Here is a 16,395-nt window from a genome sequence, read left to right as displayed (position 1 = left end):
TCTGGCCGTTCCTTGGCCGGCTGCGCAGCCGGCTCGACTGGGGCGAAGACCTCCCCCGGCCCGGCGAAGTTCTCCTCCTCCTCGGCACCTTCTGCCTGCCCCTGCTCACGCCCGTCGCCCGGGTCACCCTCCTCGAGCCGCTGGGCCTCATCGAAAAAGACCGCCTCAGCTGGGAAAAGCGGCTCCAGGGCCCTCTAGATACACGTGACCAGGTCGCCCTCCTCGGCCTCTTCACCGTCACCGTCAGCATGGCGGCTTTCGCCGGGCTCCAGTGGCGCCCGAAGGTCTGGGGCATTGCCTTTGCCCTCTCGGCCGTCGTCTACCTCACCCTGACGACCTCCCTCTGGACGAACCTCAACGGCCTCGTCAGTGGCCCGTGGGGCTCGCTCGACTACTGGTACAGCCAGCAGGACGCACACCGCGGCGAGCAGCCCTGGTTCTACTACTACCTCCTCATGTTTGCTTACGAATTCCTGCCGCTCGCGCTGGTCCTCCTCGGGGCCTGGTGGGCCGTCGTCCGCGGCGACGCGTTTTCCCGCTTCCTGGTGGCCTGGCTCGCCGGCATCTGGCTGGCCCTTTCGTGGGGCGCCGAAAAGATGCCGTGGCTCAACACGCACATCGCGCTCCCTGCCTGCCTCCTCGCCGCCTGGACCGTCCAGCGGGCCTGGGAGCGCTGGCGGCCCGGCCGCTCGTTGGCGCCCCGCGATGCCCTGCCGCTCCTTTCCGCCGGCCTGGTCGGCTTCGGCGCCCTCCTTGCGATTGCCTACCTGCCCGGCGGCGTCGCCTTTCACGCTCTGCGCGGCATCATCGCCTGCGTCGCGCTCGGCGCGCTCGTGGTGGTTGCCCGGCCCCTGGGGCGCACGGCGATTGCGCCGCTCACCGTCGCCGTGATTGTCGGCGCACTGCTGCCGTTCTCGGCCCGGACGATGCTCGCTGCCACCTTTGAACGCGGCGACGTACCGAAGGACCTCCTCGTCTACACGCAGTCCTCGCCGGCCCTGAAGGATATCGCCGACCAGATCAACGCTCTTGCCGATGCCACCGGCCTCGGCTATGACCTCCCTATCGCGGTCGATACCACCGACTCCTTCGCCTGGCCGTGGGCCTGGTACCTGCGCGATTACCGCGCGGTCTCCTACCTCGACTTCTCCACCGGGCAGCCCCCGGGCACCTACCAGGTGATGCTCGTGGCCGCCGGCAACCTCGGGCGCGTCCAGGACTACCTCCTGCAGCCCGGGGTTCCGCAGTACGCGGCGCCCATCCGCTACCCGCACCGCTGGTGGTACGACGAAACCTACAAGTGGGCGATGGCCGTCGAACCGGGGCAGTCCTGCACATCGCGGAGCGGGAACTGCGGACCGTTCCGCCTCGAAACCTGGCGGCATATCGCCGAGGGGTTCCTCCAGCACGGCTGGCTGACCGCCTGGCTCACCTACTGGCGCGACCACGACTCCGGCCGTCTGCCCGGCTCTACCGACGCCTACGCCTTCTTCCCGGTGAACTTCGACCCCGCGACCGGCCGCATTGCGACCCGCCCGGTTGAGCCGCCGCGCCCCTCCACCGACGCCGATGGTCGGCCGCTCTTCGGCGGGTCGGGCACCCTCCCCGGCCAGTTCCTCGCCCCCGTCGACCTCGAACGCGACGCGGCCGGCAACCTCTACGTCATCGACAGCGCCAGCCGCCGCCTGCAGAAGTTCGACCCCGCCGGCAACCTCCTCCAATGGGTCGACATCCGCGACGACCCGGCCAACCCCGCCGAGCAATCGCAGCCCTGGGGGCTCGCGCTCAGCCCGAACGGCGAGGTCATCGTCGCCGACACCTTCGGCTGGCGCATCCGTGTCTTCGACGCCAGCCTCCGGCCCGTCGCGGGCTTCGGACAGGCGCCCTCCAGCGCCACGCCCGGGGACTTCGACCTCTTCGGCCCGCGCGACGCCATCGTCGATGCCGCCGGCAACCTCTGGGTGACCGATACCGGCCACGACCGCCTCCAGGTCTACACGCTGGAGGGGCGCTACATAAAAACCATTGGCCGCAGCGGCAGCGGGCCCGGCGAATTCGATGAGCCGGTCGGTCTCGCCCTCGGTCCCGGCGGCGAAATCTACGTCGCCGACATGTACAACCGCCGCGTCCAGGTGCTCTCGCCCGACGGCGACTACCTCCGCGAATTCCCCGTCGAGGGTTGGGGCGGCGTCGATGTCAACGACAAGCCCTACCTGCGCGTGCTGACCGACGGGCGCGTCGCTGTCAGCCTGCCGTCCCTCAACCGCGTGCGGCTCTACAGCCCGGCAGGCGAGCCGCTCGGCGAGCTGAGCGCCGGCAGCGAACCCCTGTCCCGCCCCTACGGGATGGTCGAAATCCCCGGTGGTAAGCTCTGGGTGGTCGAAGGTGGCGCGGCCCGCGTCCGCCAGTTCGACCTCTCCCGCTGACCCGAAAGGCCTCGTCGTGCTCCGTTCCCTCCGCTTCTGGGTGAGCTTCGCTGTCAGCGCCGTCCTCATCGCGCTCTTCCTCCGCGCCACGCACCCCCGCGAGCTCGGCGCCGCCCTTTCTGATGCCGATTACCGCTGGCTCATCCCCGGCACCGCCGTCCTCTTCGTGGCCATCACGGCGCGCTGCATCCGCTGGTCGGTCCTCATGCGGCCGGTCGCGGCGATGAGCCCGGCCCGCCTCTTTCCCTACGCGATCATCGGCTACATGGCCAACAACCTCCTGCCTGCCCGCGCCGGCGAACTGGTCCGCGCCTACGTCCTCGGCGAACGCGAGCGCGTCTCCACAGTCGGCACCTTCGGCACCATCGCCGTCGAGCGGCTCTTCGATGGTTGCACCCTCGTGCTCATGCTGCTCGTCGCGGGTGCTCTCGTCGGCTTCGAAGATGGGCGCCTCCGCGCCATCGCCGCAGCCTCGACGCTGCTCTTCCTCGCCGCCGTTATCGGCTTCTACGTCCTCACCCTGCGCGAAGAACGTGCCCTCCGCATCATCCATCGTCTGCTCGCCTGGCTGCCGGACCGCTTCGAACCCCGCCTCGAGGGCGTCGCCGAAAACCTGGTCCGGAGCCTCCGGTCTGTCCACCAGCCCGGGCCGCTCGCCCTGGTTGCGCTTTTTAGCGTCCTCGCCTGGACCATCGAGGCCGGCGCTTACGCCGTTATCGGCCTGGGCTTCGATATGGACGTGTCGTTCGCCCATTACTGCCTGCTCCTCGCGGCCGCCAACCTCGCCATCATCATTCCCACCTTTTTCGGGGGCACCGGGCCGTTCGAATGGGCCGCCCGCCTGGTCCTCGTCGCCGCCAGCGTCGACCCCGCGGTAGCCAGCGCCTACTCGGTGGTGGCCCACGGCGTCATCCTCGTTCCCACCACCGTTCTCGGCCTCATCCTGCTCTGGAGCTTCGGCCTCTCCTTCCGCCGCATCTCCCGGGTCGAGGTCGAGGAGCAGGGGCTGATGCCGTGAGGGCTGCCATCGTAGGAGCCGGAGTCGCCGGGCTCGCCGCCGCCCGCGTCCTCCGCGAACGCGGTCACGAGGTCACCATCTTCGAGGGCCGCCACGAGGTCGGCGGGCAGGTGGTCACCTTCCCGGTCGGCGGCGAAGAGCTCGAGTGCTTCTACCACCACATCTTCACCAGCGACACCACCGTCATCCGCTACATCGAAGAGCTCGGGCTCGGGCCCCACTTGCGCTGGATCGAACCGCGCAACGCCCACTTCGTCCGCGGGCGGATGTACCCCTTCGTCACCCCGCTCGACCTGCTCCGCTTCACCGCCATCCCGCTGGCCAGCCGCATCCGCCTCGGCCTCGCCGCCCTCTGGCTCCGCCGCCGCGCCGATGGCGTCGAGCGCTATGAAGGCGTCACCGCCCGCGAATGGATGCTCCGCGCCGTCGGTCAGCGCGCCTTCGATGCCTTCTGGGGCCCGCTGCTGAAGGGCAAATTTGCCGACCAGGCCGACCAGGTCGGGATGGTCTGGCTCTGGAACAAGATCTATCTCCGCTTCTCCTCACGGAAAGGCGGCTCCTCCAAAGAACTGCTGGGGTACCTGGAGGGCAGCTTTAAGCGCTACTACCGCGCCCTCGCCGACCGCCTGGAGGCGCAAGGGGTCGCTATCCACCTCTCGACGCCGGTCGAAGCGATCGTGCACGAGGCCGGTCAGGTGCACGGCCTCCGCGCCGGCGGGTCCTACCACGAATTCGACGCCGTGCTGATGACGACGCCGAACGTCATCACCCTCAAGATCTGCCCCGACCTGCCGCCTTCGTACCGCGACATCCTCGAGCGCGTCCGCTACCAGTGGGCCACCTGCCTGGTCCTCGCCCTCGACCGCCCGCTCACGCCCTACTACTGGCTCTCCATCGGCGATGACCTCCCCTTCGTCGCGTGCATCGAGCACACGAACTTCATGCCCCCCGAGCGGTACGGCGGGAACCACATCGTTTACCTCTCCAACTACACCTCTCCCGGTCACCCCGTGCTCCAGATGGACGCTGACCAGGTGTTCGAGTACTACCTCAGCGGTATTCGCCGCCTCAATCCCGCCTTCGACCCCTCGTGGGTGCGCGACCGCTGGTTTTTCAAGGACCCGGGCGGGCAACCGGTGATCACCACCCACTACTCGCGCTCCATCCCGCCGATGCAGACCGGGATCGCCGGCCTGTACCTCGCGAACACGACGCAGGTCTACCCCGAAGACCGCGGCCAGAACTACAGCCTGCTGCTCGGAGAGAAGGCGGCGGGGCTCATGGACGAGGACTGGCGCGCCCTCGTGGCCCGCCTCGGCGTCGGCATTTAGGCCGCCACTGGCGGGTCGGCGCGGGGTGGGCGCCGCCATAGGCCGTGGCCCGCCCATCCGCTATAGTGTGCTCAATTTCACAAGCGAGGACCCCGCGCATGGCCGCTGAACCCGGTGTCCAGGAGCTCCGAGAACTCGTCGCTGAATTCCAGCCCGGGCGCGGGCACGTCATGCCCGCTTTGCATAAAGTCCAGCAAACCTACGGCTGGATTCCCCGAACCGCCATCGAGGTCATCGCCCGCCAGCTCAACACCACCCCGGCGCTCATCTACGGCGCCGTTACCTTCTACTCCGATTTCCGCACCCACCCGCCCGCCCAGCACGAAATCGCCTGGTGCTGCGGCCCGGCCTGCCGCCTCCGCGGCGGTGAAGCCATCCGCGAGGCGATCGAAGAGGAGCTCGGGATCGCCCTCAACGAACAAACCCCCGACCACCGCTTCGGCCTCCACGTCGGGCAGTGCAACGGCACCTGCCACGAAGCCCCGCAAATCTGGGTCGATGGCCGCGTCCGCGGCAACCTCACGCCCGAATCCGCTCGCGAACTGATCCGCTCCCTGGGAGACCGCGCATGAACGCACGCCTCGAACAGCTCATCGCCCGGGCAAAGGCGAAGTGGCAGGCCGAACAGTCCAGCGGGCGCGTCCGCATCCGCGTCACGCTCGACACCTCCTCCATCGCTCGCGGCGCCGAGGAGACGCTCGCCCGCCTGCGCGAGGCGGCTGCCAACCGCACCATCGATGCCGACGTCGAGATCACCGGCTCCTGGGGCTTCTGCTGGCTCGAACCCTGCGTCTCCGTGCGCTCCGCAGCCGGCACCCAGGCCATCCTCTACGGCAACGTCACCCCCGACCGGGTCGATGACCTGATCGCCGCCATCGCCCAGGGCCGCGACCTGCCAGAGCTCGCCCTCGGCGTCATCGAGGGGAACGCCACTCCCGAGATCCCGCTCCTCGAAGACCATCCCTTCATGAAGGGCCAGGTGCGCCGCCTGATGGCCAACCTCGGTCGCACCAACCCCGAAGACATCGACCACTACCTCGCGCACGGCGGCTACGAAGGCTTCGGCAAGGCCCTCGAAATGGAGCCCGAGGCAATCATCAAGGAGGTCCTCGATTCCGGCCTTGGCGGCCGCGGCGGCGGCGGCTTCCCCACCGGGCGAAAATGGGACTTCCTCCGCAACGCCACCGCCTCCCCGCGCTACCTCATCTGCAACGCCGACGAAGGCGACCCTGGCGCCTGGGTCAACCGCATCCTCATGGAAGGCGACCCTCACCTGATCATCGAAGGCATGCTCATCGCCGCCCTCGCCACCCACGCCGACGAGGGCTACATCTACATCCGCTACGAATACCCGCTCGCCTTCACCCGGATGAAGAAGGCGGTCGACCAGGCCTACGAGCGCGGCCTCCTCGGGAAAGACATCCTCGGCACCGGCCGAAACTTCGAGCTCATCGTCTTCCTTGGGGCGGGCGCCTACGTCTGCGGCGAAGAGACCGGCCTCATCAACTCCATCGATGGCTACCGCGGCATGCCGCGCATCAAGCCGCCGTTCCCCGCCCAGGCCGGCCTCTGGAACCGCCCGACGAACGTCAACAACGTCGAGTCCTATGCCAACGCCCCGCTCATCCTGCGCAACGGCGCGGCCTGGTGGAGCTCCGTCTCCGACGCCAAGGAAAAGGGCACCAAGATGTTCACCTTCTCCGGCCACGTCAAGCAGGCCGGCTGCATCGAAATCCCCTTCGGCCCGAAGGTCCGCACCCTCCTCGAACAGTACGCCGGCGGACTCAGCGGCGACCTCCCCCTCAAGGGCTTCCAGCCAGGCGGTCCGCTCTCCGGCGTCCTCCCCGCCTCCGATATCGACCTACCCCTCACCCTCGACCCCTACCGCGAGCGCGGCATGTTCCTCGGCTCCGGCGGCGTGGTCTTTTTCGACCAGTCCGCCTGCATCGTCGACCTCTGCCTGTTCTTCCTCGGGTTCTGCGAGGACGAATCCTGCGGGCGCTGCACCACCTGCCACGGCGGTACCCAGCGCGCCGTCGAAATCCTCCGCCGGATCGCCGCGGGCGGCGGCCGCGATGCCGACCTCGAGAACTTCGAGCAACTCATCTCCACCCTCGTCTGGTCGAACTGCCTCCACGGCCAGTTCTCCATGACGAGCATCAAGACCTCCCTCAAGACGTTCCGGGACGAATACGTGGAGCACATCGTGGACAAGGTCTGCCGCGCCGGCGTCTGCCGGGGCCTCATGCCCGGGCGCTGGGCCCGCCGACCGGCAGCTCCGCAGCCTGTCGCCGCCGACTGACAGGCACGCACATCCGTTCGCCCCTACAATGGTCTATCCCCCGGCGCGGGGCTGGAGCCGCGACGCGTGTCGACGCCCATCAGGCAGCAGTACCTCGAACTCCGGAAACGCTACCCGGGCACCATCCTCTTCTTCCGTCTCGGCGATTTCTACGAGACATTCGATGACGACGCCAAACTCGTCGCCGAGGAACTCCAGATAACCCTGACCTCCAAGCCGATGGGCAAGGACTTGCGCGTCCCGCTCGCCGGTGTCCCACACCACAGCATCGATACCCACGTCGCCCGGCTGGTCGCCCGCGGCTACCGCGTCGCCATCTGCGAGCAGCTCGCCGACCCTTCCGAAGTCAAGGGCCTAGTCCCGCGCGACGTTGTCCGCATCGTCACGGCAGGCACCGTCACCTCCGAGGCGTCGCTCGAAGCTGGCTGCCCGAACTACCTCGGTGCCTTCACCCGCCGCGGTGATCACACGGCCCTCGCCCTCGCCGACATCACCACCGGCGAAGTGCGCATCGTCCCGGGCGACGAAGCCGCGCTCGAACTTGGCCGCTCGCCGGTCGCGGAGCTCCTGGTGGAAGACCAGGCCGACGCCGTCGATGCCCGGGTGCCGGTTGTCCTTCGTCCCCTGCTCAGCGAGGTCGCCATCGATGCCGAGATCGCCCGGCAGTTTGGCGAACAGGCGCGCGATGCGCTCGTGCCCGGACCCGCCGCCGCGGCCGCGCTGGCCCACATCCTGGTCTACCTGCGCGAAACCTTCCCGGCGGCACTGGGCGCCCTCCAGCGCGTTCGCGCCGACGACGCCTCCGGCGCCCTCCTCATCGATGCGCGCACCCTCAGGAACCTCGATGTCTTCCCGGCCCCGGGACAGGCCTCTTCGCTGCTGGCTGTCATCAATCGCTGCCGCACCCCCATGGGCACCCGCCTGCTGCGGTACTGGCTCTCCCACCCGTTGCGCGACCCCGGCGCCCTTGCCGCACGCCACGACGCGGTCGCATGGTCAGTCGCCCACCCGATCGAGCGCGAGCAGGCGGAGGCCGTCCTCCGCGGGCTGCCCGACCTCGGCCGGCTGGCCGGAAAAGTGGGCGCCCGAACGGTCACCCCGCGCGACCTCGCTTCGCTGCGAGACGGGCTGCGCCGCTGCCTCGACCTCGGCGCCCGCCTCGCCCCGAACGGGGAGCTGCCCGCGTTGCTCGCCGGGTCGCTGGAAGCGCTGGCCCGGGCCGCCGGGCCCCTCGCCACCCTCAATGCCGCCCTCGCCGAGGACCCGCCTGCCTCGTTCGACGAGGGCGGCGTCATCCGCCCCGGCTTCAGCCCCGAAATCGACTCGCTCCACGCGCTCACCCGCGATGCCCGCGCCTACCTCCTCGGCCTCGAGCGCCTCGAACGCGAGCGCACCGGCATCAAGTCGCTCAAAGTCGGACATAACAAGGTCTTCGGTTATTACATCGAGGTCAGTGCGGCCAACGCCGCCCTCGTCCCGCCGCATTACCAGCGCCGCCAGACGCTCGTCGGTGCGGAGCGCTACGTGACCGAGGAGCTCAAGGAGCACGAGTCCCGCCTCGTGGGGGCCCGCGACCGCCTCGTGGAGCTCGAGCGTCAGGCGTTCGCCGGCCTGCTCGAATCGCTGGCAGCCGACCTCGCAGGTCTCCAGGCCATCGCCGAATCGGTCGCCCTCGTCGACCTGGTCCTTGGTCTCGGCGAGGTGGCTGCCGAGCGCGGATACACCCGCCCCGTCTTCACCGATGGCGATGTCGTCATCCGCGAGGGCCGCCACCCGGTGGTCGAAGTCGCAGTCGGGCCCGGGCGCTTCGTCCCGAACGATTGCATCCTCGGCGACGACACCCAGGTGCTCATCATCACCGGGCCAAACATGAGCGGGAAATCCACCTTCCTCCGCCAGGTGGCGCTCATCGCCTTGCTCGCCCAGGCCGGCTCCTTCGTGCCCGCGGCCGAGGCCCGCCTGCCGCTGTTCGACCGCATCTTCTCGCGCATCGGCGCCCACGACGACCTCGCCGCCGGCCAGAGCACCTTCATGGTCGAAATGGTCGAAACCGCCCAGATCCTCCACCGGGCCACGCCGTGCTCTCTCGTCATCCTCGACGAGGTCGGCCGGGGCACCTCCACCTTCGACGGGATGGCCATCGCCCGGGCGGTGATCGAATTCCTCCACAACCGCAAGGAGGTCGCCGCGCGCACGCTCTTCGCGACCCACTACCACGAGCTGACGGCCCTCGAAGACATCCTCCCGCGCGTGCGCAACGCCCATGTCGCCGTTCGCGAAGAGGGCAGCGAGGTCGTCTTCGAGCACCGCATCGTGCCCGGACCGAGCGACCGCAGCTACGGTATCCACGTCGCCCGGCTGGCGGGTCTGCCGCGCGCCGTCATCGCCCGTGCCGAGCACCTCCTCGCTGAGTTTGAATCCGGACGCCCGAAGACCACCCGCCGCAATGGCCGCGAGACACAGCTGGCGCTGCAGCCGCCGCTCTTCGCCGGTCCGTCCCCGGTCGAAGAGGAGCTGGCCCGCCTCGATATCGACAGCATGACCCCCATGGAAGCGATCCAGAAACTCTACGAGCTCCGCGCGCGTGTTCGCTCCGGGAGCCAGGTGCCGTGAGCGCCGCTGCCCGGGCGCCGGTCATTCGGGTCCTCCCGCCGGAGGTTACGTCCCGCATCGCCGCGGGCGAGGTTGTCGAACGCCCGGTCTCGGTCGTGCGCGAACTGCTCGATAACGCCATCGACGCAGGCGCCACGCGCATCGCGCTGGCCTTCGACGACGGCGGCATCACCCGCATCGAAGTGGTCGACGACGGACACGGCATCCCGCCGGGCGACGTTGAGCTCGCCTTCGAGCGCCACGCCACCTCGAAAATCGCTACGGCCGAGGACCTCCGCCGCGTGCACACGCTCGGCTTTCGCGGCGAGGCGCTGCCCTCGATCGCCGCAGCCGCGGACATCGAAATCCTGACCCGTGCCGCGGGCGAGCCGGTGGGCGTCTTCCTCGCGCTGGTCGAAGGCCGACCCGTGCGCCGAACCTCCCGGCCGGCCCCGCAGGGCACCACCATCACCGTCCGCGACCTCTTCGCGCGCATCCCGGCCCGCCGACAGTTCCTCGGCACGCCCGCCGCCGAGGCGCGCACCATCACTACCCTCGCAATTCACTACGCGCTCGCCTACCCCGGTATCGCGTTCCATGTGGTCTCCGGCGGACGCCGCATCCTCTCCACCAGCGGCGATGACGACATGCGCCACGCGTTTGCCGCGATCTACGGCGCCGATGCGGCCCGCGCCATGCTCGACGTGGTCCACGGCGAGGGCGACGTCGAAGTGACCGGCCTCGCCGGCCCCCCGACCCTCCACCGCGGCAACCGGGGCGCTATCTCGATCTTCGTCAACGGCCGCTGGGTGCAGAGCCGGCCGCTGCTCTTCGCCGTCACCGAGGCCTACCAGTCGCAGCTCCCCGGGGGCCGCTTCCCGCTCGCCGCCCTGCACCTCCGCCTCCCCGAGAGCGACGTCGATGTCAACGTCCACCCGGCCAAGGCCGAGGTCCGCTTCCGAGATGAGCGCCTGGTTGCCCGGGCCGTCCGCCATGCCGTCCGGGCGGCCCTCGAAGCAGCCCTCCCCGCAGCCTGGGCCCCTCCCCCGCCGTCCGATGCGTTTCAGGAGACCCCGCCGCCTGCGGCGCCCCCCGCCAGCGTGCCCCCGGCCTCGCCTCACGCACTGGCCGCGGCGCCGGTGCCTACCCAGGGGGTGCTCGCACTGACCCGGCCCCTCCGCCCGCACCCGTCCCCGGTCGCGGCTCCCCCGGCCCCCCACCGCGATGTCCTCCCCCTGCTGCGCGTCGTCGGCCAGCTGAACGCCACCTACATCGTGGCCGAGGGCCCGGGCGGCATGTACCTCGTCGACCAGCACGCCGCCCACGAGCGGGTGGTGTACGACCGCCTCCTCGCCCGGGTCGAAGCGGGAGATCTGCCCGGCGTGCAGCCGCTGCTCGAGCCGCTGCTCATCGAGCTCGACCCCGCGCTCGTGGCGGTCGCGGAGGCGCAGGCGCCCGACCTGGCGCGGCTTGGCCTCGTGCTCGAACCGTTTGGCCCCGGCAGCCTGCTGCTCCGGCAGGTGCCCCCAGGCTTCCGCGCGGACGACCCCGTGGGAGCCGTCCGCGGCGTCCTCGAGGCGATCGAGCGGGACGACCGCGTCCCCGCCGGCTTCGGCCGCACCCTGGCCACCATCGCCTGCCACAGCAGCGTCCGCGCCGGCATGGCGCTCTCCCGCGAAGAGATGGCCCGCCTGCTCGAGGACCTGGCAGCCAGCGCCACCCCGCGGACCTGCCCCCACGGCCGGCCAACGCTCATCCACCTCGGCACCGAGGCGATCGAGCGCCAGTTCGGCCGTCGGTAGGTTCGGCCTCTCAGCCCCCGAGCGCCTGCACGGCCGGGATGGGCCGCGAGCTGGTCCGGTACTGGCGCTTCCCCTCTTCGAGCAGGTCCCCGCCGTAGCAATCGTTCACCACGATCGCCGGGAAGCCCTCCACTTCGAGCCGGCGAATCGCCTCGGTCCCGAGGTCTTCAAAGGCCACCACCTCCGCCGACTTGATGTGTCGATTGAGCAGCGCTCCCGTGCCACCGACGGCGATGCAGTAGACTGCGTGGTGCTGCCGAATCGCTTCCCGCACGGCAGGCGAACGTCCGCCCTTGCCGATGATGCCTTTGACCCCCGCCTCGAGCATTGCCGGCGTGTACGGGTCGAGCCGCATTGCGGTCGTCGGACCAGCCGAACCGATGACCATGCCCGGGCGCGGCGGGGTCGGCCCTACGTAGTAGATCACCTGCCCGCGCAGGTCGATGGGCAGCGGCTCACCTCGCTTCATCAGTTCGATGAGCCGCTTATGCGCGGCATCGCGGGCCGTGTAGATTACGCCGCTGAACGTTACGTGCATGCCGATCCGCAGGCCATCGATGACGTCGTCGGTCAGCGGCGTCGTCAGGGCAAGGCTCTCAGCCATGGGTTTCCTCCGGGGCGGCGTTCCCGCCAAGTGATTTCGCAAACAGGATGAAGTGCGCGGGCGCCTTGAGCTCGTGCTGGTGCTCGGGCGGCCAGGGCCGGGTCCCGCAGGCCCGATAGCCGAGCCGCTCGTAATACCGGGGCAGTTCCGACCGCGGGCTGGCGATTTCCAGCGTCATGGTTGCTGCGCCGCGTTCCCGACACCACCGCTCTGCCGCTTCGATCAGCGTCCTCCCGAGGCCGACCCCCTGCCGTCCCGGGGCAACCGCCAGCATGCCGAAGTGCCCGACCTCGCCTTCGACGCCGACGCGCACCACCCCGGCGATGCTGCCGTCCTCTTCGCGCGCCACGAGGAAAGTTTCCCGCTCCAGGAGCCGCCGGACCTCTTCGACGGTCGTCCGGTCGCACGCCTTGAAAAAGTCCTCCACCCGGTAAGCGAGGTTGATGACCGCTGCCATCGCTTCAGCGTCCCCCGGTTGCGCCGGCTCGATGCGAGTCGTCATAACGGCTTCACCATCTCGACGTACACGTGGGGAACGAGGAAGTCCCAGTGCCCGGCAGGGTGCGCCAGCTCGTGCACCACGCGGTAGCCGAGCCGCTCGTAGTACGGGACCAGCCCGAACTCCCTCACCGTGCCCAGCGCGACCGCCCGGTACCCCTCGTCCCGTGCAAGCTTCTCCGCGAATGCCACCATCGCCCGGCCATGCCCGCGGTTCATCAATTCCGGCTCCACCGCCGCCATGCCGAAGTAAAGCGCCCCTGCCCACGGGTGGTCCGGCGCGGGCTGGCCCGGAGCGGGCCGGGGTGTGCCTGCCGGACCGAGCATGTCGGGCTCGACGAACCGCTCGGCCTTCGCGATCAGCGCGCTCGCCACCAGGCGGCCGTCGCCTTCGATAACGATGAACTGGGCTCCCGGCCCGGCCTCCGCGAGCAGCTCGGAGGGGGTGGTCCGTTGGCCGGCGAACAGGTGCGGATAGGTCCCGTAGGCGCGGTTCACGAGGGCCGCGATCGCCTCAGCGTCGGCCTCCTCCGCGCGAACGAGCCGTAGCTGCCCGGCCAGCGGCATTCAGATCACCGCCTGCTTCGTCCGCGCGCTGTGGCACTGGATGTTCACCGCCACGGGCAGAGCGGTGATGTGGGTCGGGTAGGTCTCGACGAATACGTCCAGCGCGGTGGTCGAACCCCCCACCGCCTGCGGGCCCACCCCGAGCTCATTCACCGCCTGCAGGATCTCCTGCTCCAGCTCCGCCACTTCCGGGTCGGGGCTGCGCTCGCCGATCTTGCGGAAGAGGGCGTGCTTGGCCATCGTCATCGCCTTCTCGGCCGTCCCCCCGACGCCGACGCCAATGACCAGCGGCGGGCAGGGGTTACCGCCCGACATGTCGACCGTCTCGCAGACAAAATCGATCACCGCCTGCTTGCCCATGCCCGGCAGGAAGTTTTGGTAGCGCGACATGTTTTCGCAGCCGCCGCCCTTCGGCATGAAGAGAATCTTCAGGCGGTCGCCGGGCACGATTTCCGTGTGGATCACCCCGGGCGTGTTGTCGCCCGTGTTGACCCGTGCGCTGAACGGCCGGGCCGCGATCGACTTCCGCAGGTACCCTTCGCTGTATCCCCGGCGAATGCCCTCGTTGACCGCGTCAATCACATAGCCGCCGGTAATGTGGACGTCCTGCCCAATTTCCAGGATCACCACCGCCGTGCCGGTATCCTGGCAGAGGGGCAGCATTCGCTCCCGCGCAACCTGCGCGTTCTCGAGAATCTCATCGATGATTTGGACCGCCAGCGGTGACCGCTCCCGTTCCCGCGCGTTCCGGATGGCGTTTTCCACGTCCTCGGGCAGGAAGTGCGTCGCCTCGATTGCGAGGCGCGCGACCGTCTCCGTAATCTGCTCGGCAGGTATCTCTCTCATGTGCATCCCGTGGCTGTGATGCACAGAGCGTAGCAGCCCGGGGCGGCTCGTTCCTCAGGCCGAGCGGTCGAGCAGGCGGCCCACGCTGGGGTCGAGCAGCCGGACGACCTCCTCCTGCATTTCGGCGGCCGCCTTCACCGCCCGGACGGCGGCCTGGAATGCGACGCGCCCGGCGATGCCCTCCACCGGGTCAGCCGGCACCGAGGTTGGGGCCAGGGCACTCAACAGGTTCATGCCGCCAGTGTGCCACCCCCGGGCCCGGAGGCCGGTGACAGTCCAGTGAACGCGAGGGGACAGGTGCGGCGACCGCAGTTTCTCCGCTCAGCGCCCCTTGAACACGGGCTCTCGCTTCTCCAGGAAGGAGCGCCTGCCTTCCTCCGCGTCCTCCGTCTGGTGCGTAATCTGCTGCAGGAACTGTTCGAGCTCGATCTGCTCATCCAGCCCTCGGGTGGCGCCTTCCTGCACCAGCCGCTTCATCAGCTCGATCGCGACCGATGGCCCCCGGGCGATGCTCCCGGCCAGCGCGGCGGTCGCGGCCGGCAGCTCCTCGTCCGGCACCACCTGGCTCACGAGCCCGATCCGTTCGGCTTCCCGCGCATCGACCATCTCGCCGGTGAAGAGCATCCGGTACGCCCGCTCGGTGCCCACGAGCCGCGGCAGCAGCCACGTCGCGCCGGTGTCCGCCACAATCGCCCGCTTCACGAAGATCGCGCTGAACTTCGCCGATTCGGCAGCGATGCGGATGTCGCAGGCCATCGCCAGCGAGAACCCGGCCCCTACGCACGGGCCGTTCACCGCCGCGATCGTCGGCTTGCGGCAGTGGTACACCTGCGCCGTTGCGAGGTAGCGCGAGCGCAGCATGCCCGCCCGGCCGGGGAACGGCCGCTCCGGCCAGTCCTTCTCCTGGCTCGCCGTCGTCAGGTCGGTGCCGGCGCAGAATCCCCGCCCGGCGCCCGTGAAGACCACTACCTTCACCGCGTCGTCCGCCTCCGCCATCGCCACCGCATTCTCGATCTCGGCCCACGAGCCCCACGAGAGCGCGTTGAGCTTCTCCGGCTTGTTCAGGGTGATCTTCGCCACCCCGTCATGCACCGAATACAGGATGTCCCGGAACTGCATTGCCACGTCTCCTTGCTGTCGTGCCCGAAGCCTACCCGTTCGCGCCCCTCACCGCACCCGCCTGCTCCCCGGCGCTATACTGCCGGACAGCCCGTTCCGCAGGTTCGAACCATGCTCTTCCGCGACTCCCCCGAGCACGCCGCCTTCCGCGCCGAGGTCCGCGCGTTCCTCGATGCCGAACTCCCCCGCGACGCCTGGGACATGCGCAACGACCGGGAGGAGATGACGCCGGATGAGAAAGCATTTACCCGCCAGTTCCGCAAGAAACTGGCCGAACGCGGCTGGCTCACGATGGGCTGGCCCCGCGAATTCGGTGGTGCCGGTGCCTCCTACATGACCCAAACCGTCTACATGGAAGAGATGAGCGCTGCGGGAGCGCCCGGCGCCTACGACCAGGGCGTCTGGCTCGCCGGGCCCGCCCTGATGATGCACGGCACGCCCGAGCAGCAGCAGCGCTGGCTCCCCGGCATGCGCTCCGCCGAGGACCACTGGTGCCAGCTCTTCTCCGAACCCGGTGCCGGCTCCGACCTCGCCTCGCTCCAGACCCGCGCTCTCCGCGACGGCGACGAGTACGTCATCAACGGCCAGAAAATCTGGACCAGCGGGGCCCAGGAAGCCGACTGGGGCATCCTCCTCGCCCGGACCGACCCCGAAGCGCCGAAGCACCGCGGGATCAGCTACTTCATGGTCGATATGCGGCTGCCCGGCATCACGGTCAGGCCGCTCGTCAACCTCATGGGCAGCCACCATTTCTGCGAGGTCTTCTTCGATGACGTGCGTGTCCCCGCCGACTGCCTGGTCGGCGAGGAGAACCGCGGCTGGTATATCGCGACCACCACGCTCGACCAGGAGCGCAGCAGCATCAACCGCGTCGTCATGACGCGCAGCACCCTCTACGCCCTGATCGACTACGTCCGCGAAACGCCGCATCTCCGTCGCCGGGGCGAGCTGCGCCACGAGCTCGCCGAACGCTACCTCGAATTCGAAATTGGCCGCTGGCTCTGCTACCGCGTCGCCCAGATGCAGAGCGAGGGCAAGATTCCGAACGCCGAAGCCTCGGTCTCGAAGATTTTCGGCACCGAGCTCCAGCGCCAGATGGGCATCACCGGTCTGCGGATCCTTGGCCTGCCGGGCCAGCTGGAGCCCGGCTCGCCCTATGCCCCGCTGCGGGGCCGGGTCGAACGCTGGGCACTCGCCGCACCCAGCTACACCATCGCCGGCGGCACCAGCGAAGTAAACCGGAACATCATCGCCACCCGCGGGCTCGGCCTCCCGCGTGGGTGATGCTTG

Annotated in this window: 14 protein-coding genes; 8 read left to right on the top strand and 6 right to left on the bottom strand. The window is 69.4% G+C overall.

From position 1 onward, the window contains the following. The 7 genes from VAE46_RS00485 to mutL all read left to right on the top strand — a co-directional run. The coding region (locus VAE46_RS00485) for a 6-bladed beta-propeller (RefSeq protein WP_322794936.1) at positions 1-2,426 on the top strand (2,426 nt) is incomplete at its 5' end. Positions 2,427-2,442: 16 nt separating this feature from the next. Beyond that, positions 2,443-3,444, top strand: a complete 1,002-nt coding sequence (locus VAE46_RS00480) for a lysylphosphatidylglycerol synthase transmembrane domain-containing protein (RefSeq protein WP_322794935.1) — start codon at positions 2,443-2,445, stop codon at positions 3,442-3,444. Beyond that, on the top strand, positions 3,441-4,775 hold the full coding sequence (locus VAE46_RS00475) for an NAD(P)/FAD-dependent oxidoreductase (RefSeq protein ID WP_322794934.1): 1,335 nt from the start codon (positions 3,441-3,443) through the stop codon (positions 4,773-4,775). The genes VAE46_RS00480 and VAE46_RS00475 overlap by 4 nt, the downstream gene beginning before the upstream one ends. Before the next feature lie 98 nt (positions 4,776-4,873). Next, positions 4,874-5,347 (top strand): NAD(P)H-dependent oxidoreductase subunit E, encoded by a 474-nt coding sequence (locus VAE46_RS00470; protein WP_322794933.1) that lies wholly within the window; start codon positions 4,874-4,876, stop codon positions 5,345-5,347. Further along, positions 5,344-7,077, top strand: coding sequence for an NADH-ubiquinone oxidoreductase-F iron-sulfur binding region domain-containing protein (locus VAE46_RS00465; RefSeq protein WP_322794932.1), 1,734 nt, complete (start codon positions 5,344-5,346; stop codon positions 7,075-7,077). Before VAE46_RS00470 ends, VAE46_RS00465 begins: the two co-directional genes overlap by 4 nt. Before the next feature lie 66 nt (positions 7,078-7,143). Beyond that, positions 7,144-9,690, top strand: a complete 2,547-nt coding sequence (mutS, locus tag VAE46_RS00460) for a DNA mismatch repair protein MutS (RefSeq protein ID WP_322794931.1) — start codon at positions 7,144-7,146, stop codon at positions 9,688-9,690. Further along, positions 9,687-11,471, top strand: coding sequence for a DNA mismatch repair endonuclease MutL (gene mutL, locus VAE46_RS00455; RefSeq protein ID WP_322794930.1), 1,785 nt, complete (start codon positions 9,687-9,689; stop codon positions 11,469-11,471). The genes mutS and mutL overlap by 4 nt, the downstream gene beginning before the upstream one ends. A 10-nt stretch (positions 11,472-11,481) precedes the next feature. Here the strand turns inward: mutL and VAE46_RS00450 are convergent, their stop codons facing one another. From VAE46_RS00450 to VAE46_RS00425, 6 genes are all read right to left on the bottom strand, one after another. Then, positions 11,482-12,075: a Fe-S-containing hydro-lyase gene (locus VAE46_RS00450; RefSeq protein ID WP_322794929.1), complete on the bottom strand. Its 594-nt coding sequence runs from the start codon at positions 12,073-12,075 to the stop codon at positions 11,482-11,484. Then, positions 12,068-12,577 carry a GNAT family N-acetyltransferase gene (locus VAE46_RS00445; protein WP_322794928.1) on the bottom strand — a complete coding sequence of 170 codons (510 nt, stop codon included), beginning with the start codon at positions 12,575-12,577 and terminating at the stop codon, positions 12,068-12,070. The genes VAE46_RS00450 and VAE46_RS00445 overlap by 8 nt, the downstream gene beginning before the upstream one ends. Then, positions 12,574-13,140: a GNAT family N-acetyltransferase gene (locus VAE46_RS00440; protein WP_322794927.1), complete on the bottom strand. Its 567-nt coding sequence runs from the start codon at positions 13,138-13,140 to the stop codon at positions 12,574-12,576. The genes VAE46_RS00445 and VAE46_RS00440 overlap by 4 nt, the downstream gene beginning before the upstream one ends. Beyond that, positions 13,141-13,986 (bottom strand): fumarate hydratase, encoded by an 846-nt coding sequence (locus tag VAE46_RS00435; protein ID WP_322794926.1) that lies wholly within the window; start codon positions 13,984-13,986, stop codon positions 13,141-13,143. Positions 13,987-14,040: 54 nt separating this feature from the next. Continuing rightward, entirely contained in the window at positions 14,041-14,220 is a 180-nt protein-coding gene (locus VAE46_RS00430; protein ID WP_322794925.1) for a hypothetical protein, read from the bottom strand. Between the two features lie 87 nt (positions 14,221-14,307). Beyond that, entirely contained in the window at positions 14,308-15,105 is a 798-nt protein-coding gene (locus VAE46_RS00425) for an enoyl-CoA hydratase (RefSeq protein ID WP_322794924.1), read from the bottom strand. A gap of 111 nt (positions 15,106-15,216) precedes the next feature. Between VAE46_RS00425 and VAE46_RS00420 the strand changes: the two genes are divergently transcribed. Then, the gene (locus VAE46_RS00420; protein ID WP_322794923.1) at positions 15,217-16,389 is read left to right on the top strand and encodes an acyl-CoA dehydrogenase family protein; all 1,173 of its coding nucleotides are present in this window, start codon (positions 15,217-15,219) and stop codon (positions 16,387-16,389) included. Positions 16,390-16,395 lie beyond the last annotated feature (6 nt).

Source organism: Tepidiforma sp. (genome assembly GCF_034433535.1).
Lineage (GTDB): Bacteria > Chloroflexota > Dehalococcoidia > Tepidiformales > Tepidiformaceae > Tepidiforma.
This window is presented reverse-complemented; position numbering and strand designations above follow the sequence as displayed.